Origin of the sequence: Euzebyella marina (genome assembly GCF_003687485.1) — a bacterium.
GTDB lineage: Bacteria > Bacteroidota > Bacteroidia > Flavobacteriales > Flavobacteriaceae > Euzebyella > Euzebyella marina.
In genome coordinates this window covers 3,695,066-3,720,113 of record NZ_CP032050.1, presented here as the reverse complement: position 1 = coordinate 3,720,113, position 25,048 = coordinate 3,695,066, and the positions used below count along the sequence as shown (strand labels likewise).

The window sequence follows — 25,048 nt, the reverse complement described above, 5'->3', positions numbered from 1 at the left end:
AATTACCCATTCACCAAGCGCTCTAGGTATTGGTCAAGGTTGAGGTGAAATAAAGTACCTTCTACCAAATCTTTCATATCGTTAATTTCCTTCTTGTTCATGGCAAAGGTTACATTTTTAATGGGCGAGTCTACGAGCAGGTTTCTACAATTTTCATTTTGAGGGCAATTGCTACAATTCGTGCTTTGTAGGCATTTATTGATATTTTTTGCAAAACTCTTTAGTTCAATGGTAGATAGGTACAACCCTGTATCCCGAAAGACCAGCTGAACCTTCTTCTTGCTTAAACTTTCTTTTGTCCATTTAAAGGCGAGTCCGAATTTGTTATTGTAAATGAGGGTAATATCATCCATAGAGTAAATTTTCATGCTATTGGGTTCTCAAAATTAATGGTTTTATTTAGATTGAATAAAAATAACTAAGTATATTTGTTAGTGGTAATAGAATTTATCGCTCACATTCATGATGCGTTTCAACACCGCATTAAGTTTGAGTTAGTTTGGCCAGCGATCTTTTCTAGGTTAGATCGCTGGCTTTTTTCGTTTAAAGATTTTGTATGGAACTTATATATGGCAATAATTATGGTGCGTTTTATAAGGTATTTGAGGCACCCAATGTGGAGTGTAAGCTTCAATTGATTGTTGATACGGTCGGTATTTATATGTCTGAGAACGATTTATCAAACTTTCTTGCCATCATACAAGATTCAGATAAACCTTGCAATTGCGACAATTGCAACGGGGGAAAATGCAATAAGATATGGTGTACGAACCCTCTTGTTGATATTTGCCTAAAAGTCAATGATGAAATATTGGCTGAAATGGAAGATTTGGTCAAAGGCACTCAGTTTGTCTTGAATATGGATGAGACCTTGAAACAGTACCGGATTAAATAATGTAGTTCGGTTTTTCGATGCGCTATATCTAGAATTTAGAGTTAAAATTAAGCTGCCTATCTATACTTAGGTATATTTGTGCGGTTTTGAGAAGAAATCTTCCTGTAAATATTTAAGAACCTAAATTATTAAAGAGCTTTGGCAAAGGGATTGTTCAAAAAAAGACTGTTGGCACTACATCGAATATTGGGTATTGCCACAGGCTTGGTTGTATTTATTGTAAGTATCACAGGTTGTCTGTGGGTCTTTCGAGATGAGATAGAATCACTTTATGTCGATCATGGCCAAGTACAAGCGGAAAATTCTGAGATGCTTTCGGCAACAAGGGCGAGAGACATTGCAAAGACAGTTTTTCCTGAGAAGCATGTTCACGGTACTTTGTACGGCCAACCCGATGAACCTTTAGAAGTCATTTTTTATGAGCTTGAGCCAGAGTTCTACCAAAGTGTTTTTCTTAACCCTTATTCGGGTGAAATTCTTTATGTAAAAGACCACCTGAGCGGTTTTTTTGCTTTTGTATTAAAGGGGCATGTTCGGTTATGGTTACCGCCGGTTATCGGTGAACATGTAGTTTCCATATCGGTACTGTTATTTATGTTCATTTTGATATCCGGTTTGATACTTTGGTGGCCAAAAAAACGAACCAATTTAAAGCAGCGATTGAAATTTGATTGGAAAGCAAGCACAAGATGGAAGAGAAAGAATTTTGATTTGCATTCAGTAGTCGGTTTTTATGTGTACAGTCTTGGTCTAGTGTTGGCGTTCACGGGTTCGGTGATGGCTTATGACTGGTTTTACTCATCTTATTACAAAGGTATCGGCGGTGAAAAAATCGCAACTTTCTACATCCCCAATAATACGAGCGAGAAAAGCGAAGAGGGGGAAACTATACCAATGAACAATCTGATAGGTAAATTAAAAAAAGAAGATCCTACCGCACTTAGCTATGAGATACATTATCCTTTTGCCGATAGTACCAGTATATACGTAGAAGTTACGCGAAATGAGGGTATCTATTACGAAAATGATTATAGGTATTTTGATCAATATACATTGGAAGAGATTGAGACCGACGGTATTTATGGTAAGTATGCAGATGCCAATGTTTCCGATAAGTTGATTCGAATGAATTATGACATACATGTAGGTGCCATAGGGGGGCTTGCTGGCAAAATCATTGCTTTTCTGGCAAGTTTGGTCGTGGCAAGTCTGCCTGTAACAGGTGTGTTGCTATGGTACGGGCGTAAATTTAAAAAGAATACAAAAGTAGCACGATGGCAGCCAAGTAGGGCTGTCTAGCAAATTGAATTTTTATTAGTTCAATTTTAAATCAATCTAAATTCATATAGCTGTAAATCAGTTATTTAAATTGCTTCTAAAGCGCTGGCTCATTAACTTAGAATAAGTTTAATTTTAAAAAAATGAGTTATGTCTATAAGATTAGGTAATAGTTGTATCAACTGCGATAATTTAGTTGAAGGCAACGTTTGTAAGGTGCACGGTGTTAAGGTAGGCAATAGTTATACTTGTGATAGTTTTGAGATGAAGGCTACCTTAAAGGATAAAGAAAATTGTGTTACCTGTGTAAGATATGAGACTAGTGACTGTGCCAATCCGCAGAAAGCGGCCCCTGGCATGTCATGTGCCCATTGGGCACCACAAAGTGCAAGCGCATAATAGCAAACTTCTAATTATGATAGAAAAGGCCACCTTTGGTGGTCTTTTTTGTTTGTGACTTTTGCAACTTTAATTTGCAGCTCTTTCAAAAGTTTTATTGCTTTAGCATTTTAAAGCGGTAAGCTATGAAGTATAACGGTCTATTATTGACCTTGCCAAAAGAGGTGAAGGTGTTCGTTGGGGTTTTTGTATTGGTTCTTTCCATAGGTTTTTATACTGGTTTGCTATTTATTCAAGAAACTGATTCTAACCATCCTTCAGGTATTCAAGAAAATTACTTGGGCAATGAAGAAGACGAGGAAGCCGAGGTAATGAAGTTTAAGAAAGGAGAAAGGGAAATGCTAACCATCGTTCACACCCATATTCTAAGCATGTCCCTCATATTTTTTCTGCTGGGCGCCTTGGTGTGGTTGATTCAATTGCCCAAGAGATTAAAAATGTTTTTGACCGTTGAGCCCTTTTTTTCAGTAATAGCAACATTCGGAGGTATATATCTCATGTGGTCGGGAATATTATGGATGAAATACATAGTGGTCTTTTCAGGCATTTTAATGACCCTTACCTTTACGGCTTCCGCTATTTTGGTGTTGTGCCAATTGTGTTTTAAGACTGCCATACACACTGCTGAATAACCAATAAAATTCACTACATTTGCACGCAATTAAATCCTTAATTGCTATGCAAGCCCACCAAAACAAGATTCTAGGAGAAGGTCTTACTTACGATGACGTACTCCTTGTTCCGGCCTATTCTGAAGTGCTTCCAAGAGAGGTGAACATTCAAACAAAATTTACTAGAAACATCACCATTAATGTTCCTGTAGTTTCCGCAGCTATGGATACTGTTACCGAATCACGTATGGCCATAGCCATCGCCCAAGAGGGTGGAATCGGTGTTCTCCACAAAAACATGACCATAGAACAGCAGGCCGTAAAAGTTAGAAAGGTAAAAAGGGCTGAAAGCGGTATGATCCTAGACCCCGTTACTTTGCCCTTAGATTCAAAAGTACGTGATGCCAAAGCGAGCATGAAAGAGTTTAGTATAGGAGGTATTCCTATCGTTGATGACTCAGGAAAACTTTTGGGTATTGTTACCAATAGGGACTTACGTTTTGAAAAAAACAACAATCGTCCTATTTCTGAAGTAATGACTTCTGAAAACTTGGTCACGGTAGGTAAAGGTACCTCTTTGGCAGAGGCGGAAGATATATTGCAAGAGAACAAAATTGAGAAACTGCCAGTTGTTGACGAAGATTATAAGTTGGTAGGCTTGATAACCTTTAGGGACATTACCAAGTTGACCTTAAAACCAATTGCCAATAAAGACCACTATGGTAGGCTACGTGTTGCGGCTGCCATAGGTGTTACACCTGATGCCATCGATAGGGCAGAGGCTCTGGTCGAGGCAGGTGTAGATGCCGTTGTTATCGATACTGCCCATGGCCATACCAAAGGTGTGGTTAGCGTTCTTAAAGAGGTCAAGAAAAAATTTCCAGATCTTGAGGTAATCGTTGGTAATATCGCAACGGCCGAAGCGGCCAAATACCTGGTAGAAGCTGGCGCCGATGCCGTAAAAGTAGGTATTGGTCCTGGTTCTATATGTACTACACGAGTGGTAGCTGGTGTGGGTTTCCCGCAATTTTCAGCAGTACTTGAAGTTGCTTCTGCTATTAAGGGCACCGGAGTTCCTGTGATTGCAGATGGTGGTATACGTTATACAGGTGATATTCCAAAAGCGATTGCGGCTGGTGCCGATACGGTAATGTTGGGGTCGCTTCTAGCGGGTACCAAAGAATCTCCTGGTGAGACGATTATTTATGAAGGAAGGAAGTTTAAGTCATATCGCGGAATGGGTTCGGTAGAAGCTATGAAAGAAGGCAGTAAAGACCGTTATTTCCAAGATGTTGAAGATGATATAAAGAAACTTGTTCCTGAAGGTATTGTAGGCCGTGTACCCTACAAAGGGGAGCTCTACGAAAGCATACATCAATTTGTTGGAGGTCTTAGGGCAGGTATGGGCTATTGTGGCGCGAAAGATATCAACGAGCTTAAAGAAAATGGTCGTTTCGTGAAAATAACTTCAAGTGGCATCAATGAAAGCCACCCGCATGATGTTACTATCACCAAAGAATCGCCCAATTACAGTAGATAAGACCACTTGTGGGCAACCTTTTTGGTTTTTGCGCATCTTATAAAAAATTACAAGTATGAAAAGATTGAGTTTTTTTATTTTGATGGCACTTCTAACGGTATCCTGTTCAGATAGCGATGATGAAATCGACCCTGAAAATCCAGACTTGGTCGGCACTTGGTTGTTGATTGAGCAATATTCGGATCCAGGTGACGGAAGCGGGGAATATCGTGAGGTAGATAGTGAGAAATCCATTGAATTTTTAGAAGACGGAATCTTTAAATCCAACGGTGAACTTTGTGATTTGACTATTGAGACAGGCACAAATACATCAGGTACTTATGTGATGAACGATACCATCGTCACCCAATTTTCAGAAGAGAATTACTTAATGCCTGAAGAATGTGATATTGAGGACTTTAAAGTGTACTATCATATTGAAGAAGGCTCTCTTATTCTTTCTTTTCCTTGTATAGAGGGGTGCGGTCAGAAATATGAAAAAAAATAGAATAAAAAACTCCAACTGTTAAGTTGGAGTTTTTTTTATTTTCCTTCGCCAGAATAGGTGGCCCAATCTTTTTCTTTGTAGATATTATCCCCGAAATATTTCGCAATATTCAAAAATGGTTTCGGTTTTTGATAACCGGGTACCGGAGATAACATGTTCATTTCTTCATCTAGAAAAATAGTTGTCGGATAACTTAAACGGCCTTGCAGCAATGCGGCGGCGAATTCATGATACCCTTTTCTTCCCGAGGGAACAAACTTATAGGTCTTTCCCTTGAATTCTATGGGCTCTTTGCCTTCGCCATCTAATTTCACCATGTAGAAATTTTTCGACATATACTCGGCTACTTCAGCATTCTGAAAAGTGTCCTTATCCATCTTTTTACACCATCCACACCAGTCTGTGTAGACATCGACAAAAATTTTCTTCGGCTTTTCATCCGTTGAAGCCAGTTGGGCGGCCTCATCCCAAGAAAGCCATTGTACTTCTTGAGCAGAAAGTGTTATCGCGGATGCTAAGAACAGCGTAAAACCTAGAATAAGGGATTTAAAAAGGGAGATTTTCATGAACTTTGGCTTAAGGTATACAGTTAGTCCAACAATTATACCAAAGCTAACGAAAAATAGCCTTCATTTATTTTGCTTCAGCCTTAACCTTTTTGGGCTCGAACAGGTCTTTAACATCGACCTGATGTTTAATGAGGTCGTCAAAAGTCTCCCGCTCACGAATAAGTATGGCCTTGCCTTCATGCCAAAGCACTTCTGGCGGCCTAAATCGTGAGTTGTAATTACTGGCCATGGTAAAGCAATAGGCGCCTGCATTCTTGAAGCAAAGAATATCGCCTTCAGAAATTTCATTGATCCTTCTATTGCTCGCAAAGGTATCGGTCTCACAGATATAGCCTACAACTGAATAATAGCGTTCTCTACCTTCAGGGTTCGAAATATTGATTATTCTATGTGAGGCCCCGTAAAGCATCGGTCTAATAAGGTGGTTAAAGCCCGTATCGATACTTGCAAAAACGGTTGAGGTAGTTTGTTTTACGACATTCACCTTAGCCAGAAAACGACCGGCTTCACTTACCAAGAACTTTCCTGGTTCGAAGGCCAGTGTTAACTGACGGCCATATTCTTTACAGAACTCATTGAAACGAGAACCTAGTTTTTTGCCAAGTTCTTCAACATTGGTTTCGATATCCCCTTCTTTGTAAGGCACTTTAAAGCCACTACCAAAATCGATAAAGTCTAGATTTTTGAAATTCTTAGCCGTTTCGAATAGAATTTCGGAAGCGTATAGAAAAACATCGATATCTAAAATGTCACTACCGGTATGCATATGAATACCATTGATATTCATTTTCGTAATTTCAACAATACGCAACAAATGAGGTATTTGGTGTATGCTGATACCGAATTTCGAATCGATATGACCTACCGAAATTTTCGAGTTGCCACCCGCCATAACGTGAGGGTTGATGCGAATACAGACAGGAATATCAGGGTGTTTGCTACCAAACTGCTCTAAAATCGAAAGGTTGTCGATGTTGATACGAACGCCAAGTTTGGCCGCTTCTTCGATTTCTTCTAAAGAAACACCGTTAGGCGTAAAAATGATAGATTCGGGTTTAAAGCCAGCCAATAAGCCTAATTGTACCTCTTGAATAGAAACGGTATCAAGACCGCTTCCTAAGCTGTTCATTAGTTTAAGTATAGCAATATTTGAGAGTGCTTTAGCGGCGTAATTCAGCTTTAACTTTTTTACAGTGCTAAAGGCATTGGTAAGTCGATTGAATTGAGAAATGATTTTCTCTGAATCATAGACATAAACGGGATCCCCATAAGTTTTTGCTATCTTAAGCAAATCGGCATTGTTCATAATACTTCCAGTTTTCGGCAAAACTAACGCCTTCTAATGATATGGACAAAAAATCGACGGTAGTTTTTAAAAATAAAACAAAATGTTATAAATAAAACAAAGGTCTGTTGTTTCTTTCTTGCCCAAGGTTATTTTGCGTTGTATTTTTAGCGGAAAATGCTAACCCATGAAATTGCCCTTTTTTCCATTGCAGTCTATATTTTTTCCTGGTGAAACGGTTCCGCTCCACATATTCGAAGACCGTTATAAACAGTTGATCAAAGATTGCCGAGATGAGGCGGTTACCTTCGGTATTCCGGTTTTTATCAATAATAAAATGGTTTTTGGCACTGAGGTGCAATTGGTTGAAATCGTAAATACTTATGAAGGTGGTGAGATGGATGTCACTTGCGTTGCCCGTCAAGTATTTCGTATAGTCAGTTTTGACAATAAAATGAACAATAAGCTATATGCAGGGGGCGAGGTCGACTTTTTAGATAATTTGAATGACGCGAAAATCGGCCTAAAGCGTGAAGTATTGGAAAAGATACATGAACTTTATGAACTAATGGAAGTGCCTTTTACCCCGTTGACGGTAAATAAGTTCAATAGTTATGTGCTTGCCCATAAAATGGGACTTTCCTTTGAGCAGGAATACGAACTCTTGCAAATGGCCAAAGAAAGCGAACGTCTTAATTATCTCAAACAACATTTGCTCACGACCATCGCCGTGTTGACCGAGGTAGACAGAACCAAAAAGACAATAAAAATGAACGGTGATTTTAGAAATTTTGATCCTTTAGACTTTAAAGATTTTAATCTCTAATCGTTGTGATTATTTCACTCTATAGGGTGGTTATTACGTGATTTTTAAAAACCTGAATCATACTTGATAAATTGATTCTTTTAAACCTTAATTTTTTTCTGAATTTGCAGCATCTAAATTGGAATTTGAACATACAGTTGCCTATTTTTGCTGCTGAACCTAAAATAGACCTTTAACATATGAATCTTCACGAGTACCAAGGAAAGGAAATATTGGCCAGTTTTGGAGTGCGCATTCAGCGTGGAATTGTGGCCCACAATGCTAAAGAAGCAGTAGAGGCAGCCAAACAGTTGACAGCTGAAACCGGAACAGGATGGCACGTTATAAAAGCCCAGGTGCATGCAGGGGGAAGAGGTAAAGGTGGTGGCGTTAAATTGGCCAAAAACCTTAAAGAGGTCGAAGAGCTATCCGGTAATATCATAGGTATGAACCTGATTACGCCGCAAACATCGGCCGAAGGTAAAAAAGTACACAAGGTATTGGTTGCCGAAGATGTTTACTACCCAGGGGATAGCGAAACAAGTGAATTCTACATGTCGGTACTATTGAATAGAGGTACTGGAAGAAACATGATTATGTATTCTACCGAAGGTGGAATGGATATTGAAGAGGTGGCAGATAAAACCCCTCACTTAATTTTTACCGAAGAGATAGATCCTGCAACCGGTCTTTTGCCTTTTCAAGCGCGTAAAATCGCTTTTAACTTAGGCCTTTCCGGAACTGCATTTAAAGAGATGACCAAGTTCGTTTCGGCTCTTTATAAAGCATATGTTGACAGCGATTCAAGCATGTTCGAAATAAACCCGGTGCTTAAGACTTCTGATGATAAAATCATGGCGGTAGATGCCAAAGTGTCTATCGACGACAATGCTTTGTTCCGCAGAAAGCAATATGCTGAAATGAGAGACCTTCGAGAAGAGAATCCGATTGAAGTCGAGGCGCGTGAGGTAGGCCTTAACTATGTCGACCTTGATGGTAACGTTGGGTGTATGGTGAACGGTGCGGGATTGGCCATGGCCACAATGGATCTTATTAAGATGGCCGGTGGTGAACCAGCTAACTTTTTAGATGTGGGTGGAACCGCCGATGCAAAGAGAGTAGAAGAAGCTTTCAGAATTATATTGAAAGATCCGGAAGTAAAAGCCATTTTAATCAACATCTTCGGTGGTATCGTACGCTGTGATAGGGTTGCACAAGGTGTTGTAGATGCCTATAAAAATATGGGAGATGCCATCAAAGTGCCGATTATCGTTCGTTTACAAGGTACCAACGCCGAATTGGCAAAAGAGATTATCGATAACTCCGGTTTAGCCGTTCATTCTGCAGTGCAGTTTCAAGAAGCTGCGGACAAAGTGAAAGAAGTACTAGGCTAGTAATTTTTTGCTTCGAAATAATATGTAAAAGGTGGCCAAATTGGCCACCTTTTTTAATATGTAATTAACCTAAACCCTAAATTGGTTTAACACGTCTCAAACGTTTTAGTAGATTTTTGAGTAAAATCTGATGATTCGTTAGATTATTGAATAATTTTTAATATTTGCAATTTTTTCATGTTAAATTTTAGTAAATCAATAATTTAAAACCTTTAAATTATGTTATCTTTAACCTGAATTAGTAGTAAAAATATATCCTAAAGATGAAAAAGATTTTATTTATGTTGATAGTGACGGTAGTTACGGGTGTAGGTTATGCCATGACTGCCGATTCAGAAATGATTGATCCGGTGCCTTCAAAAGCGGTGGCAGCTCAGGTATACAAAATGCTTGATGTGCCTAATATTCCTGATGAAATTCGTGGCCATAGGGCAGAAGTTCGTTTGGCAGTAGATAGGGGCAACTATTTGCGTATTCTTACCGTGGAAACCGAGAATGTTGCACTTAAGGAATTTATTAAAAAGAACGTTGATTTTCAAAGGTTGGCAAAAGGTACCTTTGAACAGGGGGTTGTATATAGAATTCCTATTGAAGTGAAAAAATAGACAAGTACCAATTAGCTGAAAAACCTCTGAAGAATAATTCTCCAGAGGTTTTTTTATGGTTGGTTGTGAAATTAAATTTTAGCTTTCCTCACCGGATGATGTTGGGTTCAGACTAGCGTAACTACCATACCTGGCGGTCTCAATTTTCGTTTCTTTACTTTTCTTGATTTTTGAAATCAAAGAAGGCACAAACGAAGCTACGGTTACCAAGGCACCAACCGATAATAAAGCCCACGGATTGATGAAAAACTCGCTAAATGAGAAAATGGTTATAATCAATATAGTCGAAAAGGGTAGGGAGCAAGCCAAGATATTGACGGCGAAGTTAATGTCAAAAGTGGGGTTTTGCTGCCCATCACTTTCTTCCATAGTACTTACGGCGCTCATATGCGCAAATGGCCAAAAGCTACAAGAGCTTTGAGGAAAAACGACCAATAGCAGAATAAGAGCCGGTGTCAATGCAGGAAAAATAAAGACAAAGATGGCCGACAATATAAAGGTAATACCCGCTCTTCTGGCCAAAAGTGATAGAATAAGGCCGAATTCGCCAGATTTGATTCTAACCGCCATGCCAATAAAGAGTAAAACCAATGGGGTCATTAAAATTTTCAATTGTTCTATTGTACCCTGTAAAAACACGGGTAACGAGGTCATATTGAGGCCAAAGGCCAGCAAGACCAACCCGACAATAATTACCATATTAATAGGCTCTTGAAGTAATGAGAGGGCCAAACTTTTTAATTTGCTCGAAGTCGATGCCTTGGCATCTTTTAAAGTGCGTTTGTGGTACCAATGCATGGCAAGCATGTAAAGCAGAATCAACCCGAATATTTTGTTTCCGACATCCGCCAATGCGGCTAGGGCCAGAGAATCATCGCCAAGATAAACTACTATAAAAGGAAAGCATGAAAGCCCTGGAGCTAAAGAGGGCAGAAGCATCATAATCGTTCGCTTCTTCGAGTCTTCGTTTTTTGAAAGAGTAGTGCTCAAGAAATACTTTGAGCAGGCAAGCATTATCAGGTTGAAAAGTAATGCCAAAATTGGGAATATCAACAGCGAACTCTCGAGCTTTATTTTCAAAAGGGCCACAAAAATAACGGCCGGAAGGGCCACGCTGAGTATTATAGTTTTAACGCCCTTTAAGTCTTGCTTGGCCACTTTCTTTTGTAGCAAAAGTCCTAAGCCGATAATCAATACCAGTTCAAGGGTGTTTTGAAGCGCGAAGTTCATAAGAATCTAGTTTTGAAGTTTTAGTTGTACTGAAGGGTAATCTGTAGTCATGAGCCCATACTGAGCCGGATTTTAACGTATCAAGGCAATAACGCAAACCCGACTCAATGGGCTAACTTAACTTAAACGAGCACTTTTTGTAAGGCTGTAGAGAAGATTTTCATCTCTTCCATGGTTCCCATACTAACACGGCACCAATTTTTGTCCATAATATCGAAAGCACGAACACCTACGCCTTGGGCGGTCATTTTTTCCAAGAATTTTTCTCCTTCCATTTCTATTGGGAAGAGAATGAAACTGGTAGATGATGGAACATACTCGTAGCCCATTTTTTCTAAAGTAGAATACACAAACTCTCTGCATTCAGCGTTCAGTTTTCTAGATTTGTTCTGAAACTCAACATCATCCATACTGGCCGAGGCAGCATAAACAGATGGGTAGGTAATGCCCATACCACCTCTTGTTATATCCTGTATTTTATCTAAAGTCGCTTCTTGAGCTACGATATAGCCAACGCGAAGACCGGCCATACCATGAATTTTAGAAAAGGTTCTGGCGATGATTACATCTTTACCTTCCGCAACCAAGTTGACCATACTTTTCTTATCTCCGTCCTCAAGAAAGCCCATGTACGCTTCATCAACAAATACCGGTACTTTCTCAGACACCCTAGAGCAGAAATCAACCAACTCGGCGTGATCGGTCATGCTTCCTGTGGGGTTGTTAGGGTTACAGATGTATACCAATTTAGTGTCTTTGTCTATGGCAGCTTCCATACCCTTTAAGTCGTGAGACCAATCATCTTTTAGAGGGACAGGTTTCCAACTTGCTCCGGTTGCCTGGGCCACTTTTATGAGAGACATATAAGAAGGATCTGCAGAAACTACGTTGCCGCCTTCGGCGAACATGACCATGGCCGTTTTCTCCAAAAGGTCTGAAGAACCAGGGCCCATCATTACATTTTCTATCTTAACCCCTTCTTTAACCGCAATTTTATCCATTAGGTCAAAAAGTTCTCTCCAAGCATATCTGTTGCCCAGTTGAGTGGCGTTTTTGAAGGCCTCGACTGCCATGGGTGACGGACCATAAGGGTTTTCGTTGGCATTTAGTTTGGCCAAAAGTTTGGCGCTATCAGGAAATACCTTCGAATTGAATTCTTTGAAAAATGGGCTGTAAATAGTTCTGCCTTGGGCATCGAAATTAAGTTTTGCCATTGGGGCTTCCCCAAACGAAAGATGGGGCATAACCATGGCACCTGCGGCCGTTAAAGCTCCTCGCTTTAACCAGGCTCTTCTGTTTAATGTTTCCATAGTGCTATATATTTAAGTTAAAAGTTCTATTTAATTCATTTCAACCGGCTCGGCATTGGCACCCACATCGCCCGAGGCAATGATAGCGCCACTGGAGAAAATGCTGATATGTGCATCCAATTCCGGTAAAGCGTCGTAAAATGAGGTGTCGGTAATAGTGTAAAATTTGCTCTCGCCAAGCTCTCCGAATACGAGTCCGTTCGATTCTTTACCAATCAAATCATATAAGGCCATTAATTCGCTTCCCGCTGCGGCGCTTGTTCCACTAATTAGACTTACTGGATAGGTAGACCCAACTTCGGTGTTGTATACAGAGACCTGTACCTGGGTTCTGCCAGCGGCATCCATCCAAAATACGACCCGACCGTATACATCCGTTTCCGATTCAGTACCAATAGAATAAGCAGTGTAGGAGGTCATTTTGCCACCGCCATCGGCTGCGGTAAGTACTGGTTCTAAACGTTCTTGATCACATGAAGCCAAAATCAAAAGCATGGCTAATGCGGAGGAAATATGTTTGATTATATTTTTCATCATAATGCTATTTTTTGTTGATGCTTCGATTATAGTGTCAATGTTAGGCGTCCGAAATAATAAGAACCGTTAGACCCTTGCTGATAATTAGAGAATAGGCTAAAGCTTCTGTTCTCATATCTGTGTATCTCAGGATATTCGTTGAAAATATTGTTACCCCCAACGGTAAGGCTCAACATATCGCTGAATTTATAAGTGATACCTAGGTCGACCACAAATTCAGGAGTGAACGTTTGATCAGGATATCCGAAGCCGCCACCAAAAAGGTTCTGCTCGTTGGCCGCCAAGTTTTCTACCGATCCGTAGCGAGTACCTCTGATCATCGTGCTGAACTTGCCGAACGAATAGTTTAGAGTGCCTATGACGGTAGAGCTAGGCGTACCGGTTTCGAATTGGCCAATCGAAGCCCTGTCGACATATTTGGCCGCCAATTCATCGTCTGTCAAGGCGGTGTTCAAATCAGGAACAACTACTTGCTCGAATTTGTTCTCACGGAAAGTTCCTGATAGGGTGGCATTCAATTTATTCTCACCTAAGAATGTGGTATAGTTGGCAACCAGTTCGATACCTTTTGTACTAACGTCGCCACCATTGATCCTGAAACTTGCTAGACCGGAACCAATTACCGGACCTAAAGCAGGAGCCTCTGTTGCATCAAATTCCGAAGTTTGAAAAATTCTATCGGTAACGTCTATTTTATAGGCGTCAACGGTCAATTCTAACTTGTCAAAAAGTTTGGTGGTGAAACCGAAACTGAAGTTGGTCGATCTTTCTTCTTGTAGTTGGGAAATGCCAATTGCTCTGGCGGCAGCACTACTATTTCTATACAGGGTACCATCAAAAGGAACCAAGTTCACAAAAAACGTATAACTATGTGAGTAATTTAGTTCTTGAAGCGAAGGTGCTCTAAAACCGTTACTGAAAGAACCTCTAAGGGCAAAGTTGTCACTTAAAGATAGTCTAGAAGCGATTTTGCCGGTGAATACCTTTCCAAAATCGGAATACGACTCAGAGCGAACTGCAAGACCCACAAAGAAATTCTCCGTAAAGTCCATTTCAACATCTAAGTAAGCCCCGATTACCGACCTAAAGTTGCGGCTTGCGTTATCAGGACCGAAGCCCCTAAAACACTGGCAGTTTAATGCGTAACCTTTCACCAATTCGGCAGAGTAACCTGCATTGCTCAACACCAAGGGGTCTCCATTTTCATCAACAATAGGGTTGCCACTAAGGTCTTCAAGCGGTAAACCATCAGGGCCTACCAAAGCCTCATTATCTTCCGTAGCGGTGTAGATACCAGCGCTACCAGCTGTCCAGCCTTCTTCTTGACCTTCTTCGATTTGGTACCTTTCAACTCGGTACTCAACACCACCTGCGATGTTCAGTCCTTCAAAAATATCTTCGTAATATCTGCTTATGTCTAGGTTGGTCGTGTTTTGAAGGTAGTTGTGCGTACCAAGGTACATGTCTGTTGGTGAAGATTCTCCGATACTGGCGTTCCAAGTATTGAACATACCTATCGCCATTTTATTAGCACCAAATGTGTTGCTCAGGTCAAAATTGAATTCCCCAAGAGTACCTGAAACTCCCGATGCAAAACTTGTGTTGAATTGATTGGAGTACATTTGTGGTCTAAACCCGTTAGGGTAGAGGGCATAACTTGTTCTATCGGCCTGTGCAGCCCTTCTGTAGAAGCAACTAAAACCTTCGGTATACTTGAAACCTATATCGCCAAATGAATAAAGGTCGACGTTCTCGGTCAGGGGAGTTGAAAAGTTATAGGCTAAAACCCCTAGGTTAATGGCCGGATTACCGGCATAAGAAGCGACATCCTTTTGTTCGATGCCTCTGGCCTCCATAAGGCCTTCAAGGGTAGAAACTTCTGCTGCCAATGAGGTGTTACCTGCGGCAAGGGCATCTACGAGTTCAGGGTTGGTAATAATAGGGTTTCCATAAGTGTCGGTTGTTTGGTTGGTCAGATAATCGCTACTATAAAGCGGAGATCTATCCAGCCCCAAAACTGAGGGCCTGATACTTCTTTTGGCCTGTTTTAAGGTTCCGGTTACGTTAAGGTATCCTCCATTATCAAAAGCAACACCATAATTGCCATCAAACTGATAATTGAATCCATCAGCATCGAAACCCCGCTCAAGAATATTTTCTTCAGGGGTAAGTTGATCGCTCATGTCAGGCTCTAAACCAGGATAGCCGCCCATACTAAGGGTGGCTGTAAGTTGGTCTGTTCCTTTTTTCATTATAATGTTCATAACACCTGCGATAGCATCGGATCCGTATTGTGCAGAAGCACCATCACGAAGGATCTCAACTTGTTGTACAGCGGCCGTAGGTATAAAGCTCATGTCTGTTGCATTGGAGCTCGTACCTGTTTGGTTGCCCAGTAACAAGGCCGATGAATGTCTTCTTTTGCCGTTGATGAGTACCAACATTTGGTTAGGTGCCAAACCCCTTAAAGTGGGCGGTACCACATGAGACGACAAATCCCCCGCTTGCGATTGAAACGCGTTGAACGAGGGGGCTGAAGCCTTAAGCACATCTCCCAAATCTGTTTGGGGCATATTGATAGCTTGTTGGCTTACATCTATTACATCTACCGGAACGGGGGTTTCCAGTTTGGTTCTTGGCTGCCCTCTTGAACCGATTACAATGGTTTCCAATAATTGTTCTGCAGCAGGAACCAATATCACATCTAGTTTATTCTGGCCATCTACCGGAATTTCCTTCTTTGAAAATCCCAAGGATGAAAAAATCAAGATGGCGTCTGAGGGTGCATCTATTGTGAATTCCCCATCAAAATTGGTGGTTGTGCCCTTGGTAGTTCCTTTTATTATAATGTCTACACCAGGCAGTACAACTCCTTGGTCATCTATTACCTTACCGGTAATCATTATCTCTTGGGCCAAACCGACCGAAAGAGATATTAAAGAAAAGAATGACAGTATTAGAGCTTTCTTCATAAGTACAAGGTTTTGGTTGATACTAAACGTTGTCATTTGCCCAACCACACCTCACTCATAATGAATGGATTGGGGGTCAAATTCAATGAAAGAAAAGTTCCGGATACTTTACTTTGTTGGTTTCGTTAACACGATTTAACAACTAAACAATATTAATGGGAGTTTTTCACAAAAAAAAATGTGAAAGTTATAGAAAAGACTGTGTTATAGAGGTTTATGTCCTTAAAATCTACTTAAAAGAAAATTTTAAGCGATTTTTCTAACGAATCGGCAGAACCATGTTTTTTAACGGTTAAAAAACTGTTAAATCTATATTTTATTTAAAAAAATCATTTTTACGACATCTAAAATTTGAGTTGTCAAAAAAAACGCATTATTCATTAAATAAGGGGGTTTATTAGCATATTATTACGCTTTTTTTCAAAAGCTTAAATTAAATTTACTGAAATCGCATTTTTGATAGATTTAATTCAAGAAAATATGGGGTTAAAACGTCAAATGTGTTTTGAAATTGCCAACTGAATTGAATTAAAGACGCCAAATTTTAGATTATGAAAGATAAGCTCGATGCTGTAGACCACAAGATATTGACAATACTGTCGGAAGATGCTCAAATGAATTATACCGAGGTAGCCAAAAGGGCTGGTATTTCACCGGGAACAGTTCATATGAGGACACGAAAAATGAGGAATTTGGGAGTTATCAAAGGTGCTACGCTTTCTCTCGACTACAGCAAATTAGGGTGGAAGATGACGGTTTTTTTGGGTCTTTACCTAAGGGAGGCATCGCTATACAAAAGTGTTATCGACAAGCTATCTGAGGTACCCGAAGTGGTAAAGATTCACCACAGCACGGGAAAGTATGATGTTTTCGTTAAGATTCATGCCCGTGACAGTATTCATTATCGTCAACTTTATCAAGAATCTATACTCTTGATTGACGGTATTCGTGACATTGAATCTTTTATTTCTTTGGAGGAAACCATGAATCGACATATCGATTTTGGTGAATGAAAAAACTTCGGGTAAAGAATTCAGTTTAAATTTTAAAAATTTGTTAAAATGAACTGATGCCGTAACAGTTTTCTTTTGCACTCGTCTTTTAAATATATCATCAATCATCAATCATTTAAAAACGAAAGTCATGAGAAAAATTAGTTTAGTACTAGTATCTGCAATGCTGTTAACCTTTGGTAATGTTCTTGCCAATGATTCTGAACCAAAATCAGGTTCTAATTCCCTATCAAAGCAAATTTCTGAAATTCTTAGTGAGAATACCTTAACCTCGAATGAAGTCGATATGACCGCTCAAGTACGTTTCACCTTGAATAAAGAGCAGGAAATCGTCGTCTTGTCTGTTGATTCTGAAGATGCCAACCTTGAGAATTTTGTCAAGGCCAAATTGAATTACAAAAAGGTGAATATGTCATCTTTTGTAGAAGGTAAACTTTATACAGTTGCTGTTAGGGTGGCGCTGTAGTCGTGAGTTGTTTATTAAGTTTCCTGATACCTTTTCTATAAGGTGTCAGGATTTTTTTTGACCTTTTCTTTGCGACGGCTTGTTTTTGTACTTGACAGGAGTAATATCTTGTTGCGGTTTGGCAAACCTTTTCTTGTTTCGGTCACTCTCCTTTTTTTGCGAAGTCTTTGGTGTAAGGCTGTTTTTTAGTACATCACCGGGTAGTTTTGGGGTATTCTTGTCTCCGCGAAGGTGAATGACTAAGCCGTTCAAAAAATTTCTCAGTACCTGGTCACCGCACTCACGATAGTTGGGGTGGTCTTCCTTTCTGAAAAAGGCGCCTAACTCACTTTTACCGATATTAAAATCAACCAATTTTAGTATTTCTACTATTTCATCGTCCCTAAGCATTAGGGCTACACGTAATTTTTTAAATATATCGTTATTGGTCATCTCAATTTTTTGGCAAGATATTACAATTTATAGGTATCTCAATAACTTCAAACTTTTTAACACGGGTATGTCAATCAATTTTGTAATTTTAATATTATAAGAAATAGACTACATTAAAACAGGTTTATGGCATCGCAAAAAGAGAAGCTTAGTATTCTTTCGGAAATGATCGAATTTGCAAAAGTAGATGGACAAATCAAAGAGCCCGAGTTTAATTTTCTTAAAGGAGTTGCCGACCAGTTAGGTGTAGATAGGGAAACTTTTAATTCATTATTTGTTTCAGAAGTCGAGCATGTTCAGCCTAAATCTCAGGCCGACCGAATACTTCAATTTCATCGATTGGTCTTGTTGATGAATGTAGATGCTGAACAGCAAGAGTTAGAAGTAACCAAGCTTCATAATCTAGGTCTTTCAATGGGGTTGCCTCCAATGGCAATTCAAAGGGTGCTAGCGGTTATGAACGATTACCCTGGCGGTGTAGTGCCGCCGAAAACGCTCATAGATATTTTTAAGGTTCATTACAATTAAGAGCTTGTGACAAAAAACAGGTCTTTTTAAGATAGTTTTAGGACAAAATGACAGTTTTTGATAGCTGAAATATGTCAAAAAGGCATGTTTTGCTTGATGGTATGCTGTTTGTTTTTTAGGGAATGAATAAATGTTCTAATAATTAAAAACAAAATATCATGAGTATTGTAAAGAGAAATAACTTGGTTTTTCCTTCATTGATGAACGAAATTTTTAAACCTGATTGGTTTGGTGGTGTTGATACATCAAATTTTGATGTGCCAGCTGTCAACATAAAGGATAATGAAAAAGATTTTGAGCTAGAGCTTGTGGCTCCGGGTAGGAAAAAAGAGGATTTTAATATTGAAGTCGACCATGACGTGCTGACTATTTCTTCTGAAAAGAAGCATGAAGAAGAAGTGAAAGAGGGTAAGTATACCCGTAAGGAATACAACTTTTCAAGTTTTAAGAGATCTTTCACCTTGCCTGAAACTATCGATACCGATAAGATTAAAGCTGAGTATGAAGATGGTTTGTTGAAGTTTGTACTCCCTAAAAAAGAGGAGTCATTGCCAAAACCAAAAAGGTTGATAGAATTAAAGTAAACTCGTAAGAGAGTTTTAGCCGGCCTACCGGTCAATGTAGGAAATTTTTAAGTTTAGTTGGTTAGTTGGAAAACGCCTTGGATTGAAGTTCAATTTCGAGGCGTTTTTTTATTGCAAAAGCGCAGTTGAAAATGGTTTTATTTGCAATCAAAACAGGTCGTTGTTCAATGTTTTTTTGGTGATGTTTTTCCTATTTAAGTTTTCGAATAATTCAAAATTAGATGACTCTTTTATAGGCATGAACGGGGGTGTTTTCCTTTAAGTTTAATATCTAAATTTTAAGAGGAATGATATGTAGTTTTGTACAGGTATGAGTGATTATATTCTTGAGAAATGCAATTGGGTTACCTGCGTCATTCCTAAGTTCAAGGCAACTTTTGAGAAATATTTTTTGCTTGGAGATTAATGCTTTGTAAAATTGTAATTAAATGAATTTTTGAGAATTTTTCAAGGAATTACCAAATTTAGTCTTATCTAAAAATTTATATTAAAGAATTGTTTACCAAAATTTTAAATGATGTTATTTGTATAATAACTTAAGGATTTCGATTTGGATAAATTTCAAGTCTAAATATACCTAATTTATTCTTTTTCTTGTAACGTTTTGATTTCATCACGAAGTTTTGCTGCTTGCATAAAATCTAATTCTTTGGCAGCTTTTTCCATAGCCTTCCGTTTTTCGCGAATCAATTTTTCAATTTGATCTTTGGTCAAATAGTCCATGTCGGGTTCTGCTGCCCGCCTCTCTTCTTTCTCAAAATGATAAGTGGAAACCGAGTTTTTTGCAAGCACGCTATCCAAACTTTTATTAAGTGCTTTTGGGGTAATATTGTGTTCTTGGTTATAAGCTATTTGTTTCTCTCTTCTATAGGTAGTTTCATCGATGGTTTTTTGCATGCTTTCGGTGATTTTATCGGCATACATAATGGCAATGCCGTTCAAGTTTCTTGCAGCCCTACCTACCGTCTGGGTCAACGAACGATTATTACGTAGAAATCCTTCTTTGTCGGCATCCAATATAGCCACTAGAGATACCTCTGGTAGGTCAAGACCTTCTCTCAATAAGTTGACCCCTATCAGCACGTCAAAAATGCCTTTACGCAAATCTTGCATAATTTCAACCCGCTCGAGGGTATCGACATCACTGTGAATGTATCGACAGCGCACATTAATCCGAGTAAGGTACTTGGCCAATTCTTCCGCCATTCTCTTCGTCAAAGTTGTTACGAGGGTTCTCTCATCTTTTTCAACCCGTGTTTGTATTTCTTCCACCAAATCATCAATCTGATTTAGACTAGGTCTAACTTCGATTATCGGATCCAACAATCCGGTTGGTCTTATAACCTGCTCTACGTAGATCCCTTGACTTAATTGCAGCTCGTAATCCGCCGGAGTGGCACTTACATAAATGACCTGATTTTGTAAGGCTTCAAATTCTTCAAATTTCAACGGACGATTATCCATGGCCGCTGGTAATCTAAAACCATAATCAACCAAATTCACCTTTCTGCTACGGTCGCCCCCGTACATAGCGTGAACCTGCGGTATCGTTACGTGACTTTCATCTACCACCATCAAGTAGTCGTCAGGAAAATAATCTAAAAGGCAAAAGGGTCGAGTACCCGGTTCTCGACCATCGAGATATCTTGAGTAGTTCTCGATTCCCGAACAGTAGCCGAGCTCTCGAATCATTTCTAAATCAAAATTAGTGCGCTCTTCAAGCCTTTTAGCTTCCAAAGGCTTACCGACCTCCTTGAAAAAGTCGACTTGCTTGACCAAATCATCTTGAATTTGATGAATTGCGTTTTGAAGAACGTCTTGAGATGTAACGAACATGTTCGCAGGGTATATATTCAGGTTCTCATACACTTCGATGACGTTGTTATTAAAAGGATCGAAGGCTTCGATTTCCTCAATCTCATCCCCGAAAAAATGAATTCTAAACGCATGATCAGCGTAACTTGGAAATACGTCTACCACATCACCTTTTACCCTAAAATTTCCATTTCTAAAATCTGCCGTCGTGCGAGAATAGAGGCTTTGAACCAGTTGGTGCATGAATTTGGTTCGCGGGATTACCTGATCCCTTCTTATCGAGATTACATTTTTTTGAAACTCTATGGGGTTACCTATACCATAAAGACAAGATACCGAGGCTACTACCAATACATCACGTCTGCCAGAAAGTAATGAAGACGTGGCACTCAGTCTGAGTTTTTCAATATCTTCATTGATAGATAGATCTTTTTCGATGTAAAGCCCTGTAGTGGGAATAAAAGCTTCTGGTTGATAATAATCATAGTACGAAACAAAGTATTCAATTGCATTATCGGGAAAGAACTGCTTGAACTCTGAATACAATTGGGCCGCCAAAGTCTTGTTGTGTGCCAATACAAGGGTAGGGCGTTGAACGGTTTCAATGACATTAGCTACGGTAAAGGTCTTTCCGGATCCGGTTACACCCAAGAGGGTCTGGTACCTTTCATCTGTTTCTATGCCCTCTGATAGTTGCTTGATGGCGTTTGGCTGGTCGCCCGTGGGGCGATAATCTGATACTACTTTGAATTTCATATCGTAAAATTACGAAAGAAGTACCTTTGATTTGGTGCTAATGAACTAATAGATAGTCTTAACGCTTAAGTGTAAAATGACCTCGTATTTCTTCTCCGTTTGCTGAATAGGCCCTATACCAATAATCCGATTCAGGTAACAAGGTACCTTGGTAAACCCCGTTCCAGCCTTTTCTTTCTGGTTCGATAATTGCCAGTAAATGTCCAAATCGATTGAATATATGAATTTCGGTAATATCTATCTCGTTGGCCCTTAAAGGTTTGGTAAACTGCCAGAAATCGTTAACCCCATCGCCATTTGGAGTGAAGAATTTTGGAAAATCATCTTTACTTAACCTACGGGGAATGGATGAAATGGTAATACCGCACCCATTTTTGTCACGTACGAAAACCTCCTGAAATTCATGGGAAACAGAGGAAAAGGTATTGCTCGTTTGGTAGGGGCCCTCTCTATTGCCCAGAGCAAATTCGTAATCTCCGGCACCGGAAATATTTACCTTTATATCTCTCCCATTGGTCTCTCTAGTTTCCTCAATAAATTCAATCACCGCCGCATCGGAATCGAATACATGAAATAACTTAGATTGACTACATTCTACTATGGTGGCCGACTGCGAAATATTATTGTAAGCTTCGTAACGATACGCACCTGCCTTAGAAAGTTCTATGTAGGGTTCCGTTGATATCAAGTTTTCGTTTCCGTCAGGTTCTAAAAAATACCATCTAAAACCGTCGGCGACATCTTCGCTTACAATGGTAGTTACCGGTTGTTGTGCACAGAGCCCGATGGCATCGGGAATAGTAATTTCAGGACCTAAAGTTATGGTGGTGCCCGAAGTAAAATCGAAATACGGACCACAGTCAATGACTGCTGAAGTTGTAATAAAGCTTTCCGTGGGACAACTAACCGCTTCTCCAATTCCATTATGGGGTGTTATTTGAACAAAAACCTCGGTGTCTGCAGGTAAGCCATCGGGAGCTTCATAACTAAGAGTGTTTTTAACATCAAAATTATCCAGAACATCATTACTACCAACTGAAGTGCCAATTGATAAAAAATAACCCGTTGCCGTGGGGGCATAATTCCATTGAAGATCTGTATCTGCAGCAATGTTAGAACTATTTTTCATTGGTGTTTCTAAATTTGTACAAGGAGGAGGTTGGGTTACTTTTACCGTTCTAAACGTTTCTACATCGCAAGTGGTGAAGTCTTGCCCCTCTTTGAAGTAGCCAATAGTCACATAAATTTGGGTGTCGGCAGGAAGACCTACTTCAGGAAGATAAAAATTATTCTGTCCAGACGATCGTCTATTGATTATTTCGCCACCCCCTGGAGTAGTGCCTAAGGAAACTACGTAACCGATAATGTTAGGTACAGTTCTCCAACGGATGGGAGAATCAACCGGAACATCTAACGCCCCATCTATTGGGGTACTCAGTGAAGAACAAGTCTGCCCAACGGATTCATGAGCATAAATGATTAAAAATATGAGTATGACGAGTCGCATTTTCTTGTAGTTGTTCTCTTAAATCTTTAAGTCTAGCAAAAAGGATTTGCTCGAAGAAAATGGCTAAAGAAATTCCATTAAAGCTTCCTTTAGACTTTCATAGCAAATCAAAACAAGATACTACAATTATAATTTGATAATGTGATAACTCGATGATTTATCGATTCGATCGATGTTCAATGTTAAAAATCTCGTTTGCGCAAAATAGCATACGAAAGGTAAATGAAAAGGGCGCTCCAAAGAAGCACAATGAGTATTTCATACCAATGAACGGCATAGTTCAATGCAAAACTCTCGCCCATTTGGGCGGCTACCGATTGTACCGCTTTTAACCGCGAGAAAGGCTCGTTGATGAGATTTGACATGGCCTCCATAGGCAAGAAACCCTTAATATTCTGGGCCGTTTCCCAAGAAACGAACTTCCATCCTAAAAGCCCGAAAAGCATTTGCTCAAAAATCATCCAAAGTACCAAAAAGCCTAAGGCAAAAGCTGAGCGCTTCACCAAAATACCCAAGAAGAGACAAAATGAAAAGAAGCCAACTAGTTTAACAAAAAATGCAACAAGAAACTCCAAATCGGAAAATATTATCGACAACTCATTATAATCGGAATAAAAAAGGCCTAAAATAAGGGAAACAACGAATACAAAAATGGTAGAAACCAAAGCAAACACAACTACTGTCAAGAATTTAGAGAGTATAAACTCTTTTTTTGATAGACCGTCGATGAGGTTCTGTTTTATGGTTTTGTTGCTGTATTCATTAGACATCATCGAAACGATGACTATTGCCAGAAACAGTTTGAAAAGTGCGGTCACAAAAGTGTTGAAATGCCAGATATAAGGAAAGTTGAAAATACCCTGTTCCGCCAAATGAAATTTAATTGGGCCAATATCAAATTTAATGGCAGCTACTAGCGCTATGGAGGTAAGGAGTATAAAATAGGATAGTATCAAAATTTTACTAGCCCTATTGTTCCAAAGTTTGATGAACTCAATTTGAAGCAGTCTGTTCATGGTTGACTATTTTTGGTTAGAGCTAAGAATTGTTCTTCGAGGCTTTCTTTTCTTTTTACTAAATGCGATAAAACAATACCCTGGGAGAACAGGGTTTGATTAAGCTCAAGGGCATTCATTTCTTCTTTTAAAAAGGCGGTGAGCATACCGTTTTCTATTTTGACCTCACCGAAACTGGCATTCTTTTCGAGATAAGATTTTAAAACAGATAGGTCATCAGATTTTAGTTCAAAGAAGCCATGACTTGCCAACATACCATCTACACGCCCGGAATATAATTTTTCGCCTTTTCTTAAAATGACGACATGACTGCAAACTTTTTCAACTTCATCAAGTAAGTGCGATGCCAGTAAAATAGTTGTGCCATCAGCAGCTATCTTTTTAATGATTTCCCTAATCTGATGTATACCCTGGGGGTCGAGTCCGTTTGTGGGTTCGTCAAGAATAAGAATTTCGGGGTCGTTCAATAGGGCAGAGGCGATGGCCAATCTTTGTTTCATACCTAATGAATAGGTTCTGAACTTACTGTGTTTTCTTTCTATAAGCCCAACGACCTGAAGTTTTTCTTCTATTTTACCTTCAGAAACCCCTTTTATTTTACACACCAATCTCAGGTTTTGAACGGCCGACATGTAGGGGTAGAAATTGGGTCGTTCAATAATCGCCCCGACCTTTTTAAGGGCTTGATGAGTAGATTTGCTGCCGTCGAACCATTTAAATTCTCCGGAAGTTTTATTAACAACGTTCAGAACAATACCTAAGGTTGTACTTTTTCCACTTCCGTTGGGACCTAGTATTCCGTAAACGTTCCCTTTTTCTATGGTGAAGGATAAATTATTGACAGCTGTTAGATGCCCGAATTTTTTGGTAAGGGAATGAACCGATAAAATAGTTTTCAAGCCTTGTTTTTTGATTGATTTATGTAAACAAGACGAGCATGAGCCTAAATTGTTACAGCGGTTTCTTTATTTAAACTATTAAAAATGGCAGCTGAAAAGCTGCCATTTGTTGTTT

The 25,048-nt window shown here is 39.5% G+C and carries 25 protein-coding genes; 13 read left to right on the top strand and 12 right to left on the bottom strand.

Annotated features, from left to right (window positions below; translation table 11 throughout):
* Positions 1 to 2: 2 nt before the first annotated feature.
* Positions 3 to 368, bottom strand: coding sequence for a hypothetical protein (locus D1013_RS15875; RefSeq protein WP_225621538.1), 366 nt, complete (start codon positions 366 to 368; stop codon positions 3 to 5).
* A gap of 188 nt (positions 369 to 556) precedes the next feature.
* On the opposite strand from D1013_RS15875, the gene D1013_RS15870 reads away from it, so the two are divergent.
* From D1013_RS15870 to D1013_RS15845, 6 genes are all read left to right on the top strand, one after another.
* The gene (locus D1013_RS15870; RefSeq protein WP_121849762.1) at positions 557 to 895 is read left to right on the top strand and encodes a hypothetical protein; all 339 of its coding nucleotides are present in this window, start codon (positions 557 to 559) and stop codon (positions 893 to 895) included.
* A gap of 138 nt (positions 896 to 1,033) precedes the next feature.
* Positions 1,034 to 2,194, top strand: coding sequence for a PepSY-associated TM helix domain-containing protein (locus tag D1013_RS15865; RefSeq protein ID WP_225621537.1), 1,161 nt, complete (start codon positions 1,034 to 1,036; stop codon positions 2,192 to 2,194).
* 129 nt (positions 2,195 to 2,323) lie between these two features.
* Positions 2,324 to 2,572 carry a hypothetical protein gene (locus tag D1013_RS15860; protein ID WP_121849761.1) on the top strand — a complete coding sequence of 83 codons (249 nt, stop codon included), beginning with the start codon at positions 2,324 to 2,326 and terminating at the stop codon, positions 2,570 to 2,572.
* Positions 2,573 to 2,697: 125 nt separating this feature from the next.
* Complete coding sequence (locus D1013_RS15855; RefSeq protein WP_121849760.1) at positions 2,698 to 3,204, top strand: Aq_1264-related membrane protein; 507 nt, start codon at positions 2,698 to 2,700, stop codon at positions 3,202 to 3,204.
* 46 nt (positions 3,205 to 3,250) lie between these two features.
* Positions 3,251 to 4,723, top strand: coding sequence for an IMP dehydrogenase (gene guaB, locus D1013_RS15850; protein WP_121849759.1), 1,473 nt, complete (start codon positions 3,251 to 3,253; stop codon positions 4,721 to 4,723).
* Positions 4,724 to 4,778: 55 nt separating this feature from the next.
* On the top strand, positions 4,779 to 5,210 hold the full coding sequence (locus tag D1013_RS15845; RefSeq protein WP_121849758.1) for a hypothetical protein: 432 nt from the start codon (positions 4,779 to 4,781) through the stop codon (positions 5,208 to 5,210).
* Between the two features lie 35 nt (positions 5,211 to 5,245).
* On the opposite strand, the gene D1013_RS15840 is transcribed toward D1013_RS15845, so the two are convergent.
* Both D1013_RS15840 and lysA read right to left on the bottom strand, forming a co-directional pair.
* A complete protein-coding gene (locus D1013_RS15840; RefSeq protein WP_121849757.1) occupies positions 5,246 to 5,776 on the bottom strand; it encodes a thioredoxin family protein in 531 nt (176 codons plus the stop codon).
* A gap of 67 nt (positions 5,777 to 5,843) precedes the next feature.
* Positions 5,844 to 7,085, bottom strand: coding sequence for a diaminopimelate decarboxylase (gene lysA, locus D1013_RS15835; RefSeq protein WP_121849756.1), 1,242 nt, complete (start codon positions 7,083 to 7,085; stop codon positions 5,844 to 5,846).
* Positions 7,086 to 7,251: 166 nt separating this feature from the next.
* Here lysA and D1013_RS15830 point away from each other — a divergent pair, with 166 nt between their 5' ends.
* The 3 genes from D1013_RS15830 to D1013_RS15820 all read left to right on the top strand — a co-directional run bounded on the left by D1013_RS15830 (position 7,252) and on the right by D1013_RS15820 (position 9,868).
* Positions 7,252 to 7,890: an LON peptidase substrate-binding domain-containing protein gene (locus tag D1013_RS15830; RefSeq protein ID WP_121849755.1), complete on the top strand. Its 639-nt coding sequence runs from the start codon at positions 7,252 to 7,254 to the stop codon at positions 7,888 to 7,890.
* Positions 7,891 to 8,069: 179 nt separating this feature from the next.
* Positions 8,070 to 9,263, top strand: a complete 1,194-nt coding sequence (gene sucC / locus D1013_RS15825; RefSeq protein WP_121849754.1) for an ADP-forming succinate--CoA ligase subunit beta — start codon at positions 8,070 to 8,072, stop codon at positions 9,261 to 9,263.
* Between the two features lie 263 nt (positions 9,264 to 9,526).
* Positions 9,527 to 9,868 carry a hypothetical protein gene (locus D1013_RS15820; RefSeq protein WP_121849753.1) on the top strand — a complete coding sequence of 114 codons (342 nt, stop codon included), beginning with the start codon at positions 9,527 to 9,529 and terminating at the stop codon, positions 9,866 to 9,868.
* 78 nt (positions 9,869 to 9,946) lie between these two features.
* Here D1013_RS15820 and D1013_RS15815 read toward each other — a convergent pair whose 3' ends face one another.
* The 4 genes from D1013_RS15815 to D1013_RS15800 form a co-directional block, all read right to left on the bottom strand.
* Positions 9,947 to 11,098: an AEC family transporter gene (locus D1013_RS15815; RefSeq protein ID WP_192466569.1), complete on the bottom strand. Its 1,152-nt coding sequence runs from the start codon at positions 11,096 to 11,098 to the stop codon at positions 9,947 to 9,949.
* Positions 11,099 to 11,220: 122 nt separating this feature from the next.
* On the bottom strand, positions 11,221 to 12,408 hold the full coding sequence (locus tag D1013_RS15810; protein WP_121849752.1) for a pyridoxal phosphate-dependent aminotransferase: 1,188 nt from the start codon (positions 12,406 to 12,408) through the stop codon (positions 11,221 to 11,223).
* Between the two features lie 30 nt (positions 12,409 to 12,438).
* Positions 12,439 to 12,945 carry a hypothetical protein gene (locus D1013_RS15805; protein WP_162987928.1) on the bottom strand — a complete coding sequence of 169 codons (507 nt, stop codon included), beginning with the start codon at positions 12,943 to 12,945 and terminating at the stop codon, positions 12,439 to 12,441.
* 26 nt (positions 12,946 to 12,971) lie between these two features.
* Positions 12,972 to 15,917, bottom strand: coding sequence for a TonB-dependent receptor (locus tag D1013_RS15800; RefSeq protein ID WP_162987927.1), 2,946 nt, complete (start codon positions 15,915 to 15,917; stop codon positions 12,972 to 12,974).
* A 551-nt stretch (positions 15,918 to 16,468) separates the two neighbouring features.
* On the opposite strand from D1013_RS15800, the gene D1013_RS15795 reads away from it, so the two are divergent.
* Positions 16,469 to 16,930 carry an Lrp/AsnC family transcriptional regulator gene (locus D1013_RS15795; RefSeq protein ID WP_121849749.1) on the top strand — a complete coding sequence of 154 codons (462 nt, stop codon included), beginning with the start codon at positions 16,469 to 16,471 and terminating at the stop codon, positions 16,928 to 16,930.
* Positions 16,931 to 17,060: 130 nt separating this feature from the next.
* Positions 17,061 to 17,396 carry a hypothetical protein gene (locus tag D1013_RS15790; protein ID WP_121849748.1) on the top strand — a complete coding sequence of 112 codons (336 nt, stop codon included), beginning with the start codon at positions 17,061 to 17,063 and terminating at the stop codon, positions 17,394 to 17,396.
* A 45-nt stretch (positions 17,397 to 17,441) separates the two neighbouring features.
* Here the strand turns inward: D1013_RS15790 and D1013_RS15785 are convergent, their stop codons facing one another.
* Positions 17,442 to 17,828, bottom strand: a complete 387-nt coding sequence (locus D1013_RS15785) for a DUF1456 family protein (protein ID WP_121849747.1) — start codon at positions 17,826 to 17,828, stop codon at positions 17,442 to 17,444.
* Positions 17,829 to 17,954: 126 nt separating this feature from the next.
* Between D1013_RS15785 and D1013_RS15780 the strand changes: the two genes are divergently transcribed.
* Positions 17,955 to 18,356, top strand: coding sequence for a TerB family tellurite resistance protein (locus tag D1013_RS15780; protein ID WP_121849746.1), 402 nt, complete (start codon positions 17,955 to 17,957; stop codon positions 18,354 to 18,356).
* Positions 18,357 to 18,514: 158 nt separating this feature from the next.
* Positions 18,515 to 18,940, top strand: coding sequence for an Hsp20/alpha crystallin family protein (locus tag D1013_RS15775; RefSeq protein ID WP_121849745.1), 426 nt, complete (start codon positions 18,515 to 18,517; stop codon positions 18,938 to 18,940).
* A 582-nt stretch (positions 18,941 to 19,522) separates the two neighbouring features.
* On the opposite strand, the gene uvrB is transcribed toward D1013_RS15775, so the two are convergent.
* From uvrB to D1013_RS15755, 4 genes are all read right to left on the bottom strand, one after another.
* Positions 19,523 to 21,511 (bottom strand): excinuclease ABC subunit UvrB, encoded by a 1,989-nt coding sequence (gene uvrB / locus D1013_RS15770; RefSeq protein ID WP_121849744.1) that lies wholly within the window; start codon positions 21,509 to 21,511, stop codon positions 19,523 to 19,525.
* Positions 21,512 to 21,569: 58 nt separating this feature from the next.
* Complete coding sequence (locus D1013_RS15765) at positions 21,570 to 23,018, bottom strand: T9SS type B sorting domain-containing protein (RefSeq protein WP_121849743.1); 1,449 nt, start codon at positions 23,016 to 23,018, stop codon at positions 21,570 to 21,572.
* Positions 23,019 to 23,200: 182 nt separating this feature from the next.
* Complete coding sequence (locus D1013_RS15760) at positions 23,201 to 24,034, bottom strand: ABC transporter permease (RefSeq protein WP_121849742.1); 834 nt, start codon at positions 24,032 to 24,034, stop codon at positions 23,201 to 23,203.
* A complete protein-coding gene (locus D1013_RS15755) occupies positions 24,031 to 24,933 on the bottom strand; it encodes an ABC transporter ATP-binding protein (RefSeq protein ID WP_121849741.1) in 903 nt (300 codons plus the stop codon). Before D1013_RS15755 ends, D1013_RS15760 begins: the two co-directional genes overlap by 4 nt.
* Between the last annotated feature and the right edge of the window lie 115 nt (positions 24,934 to 25,048).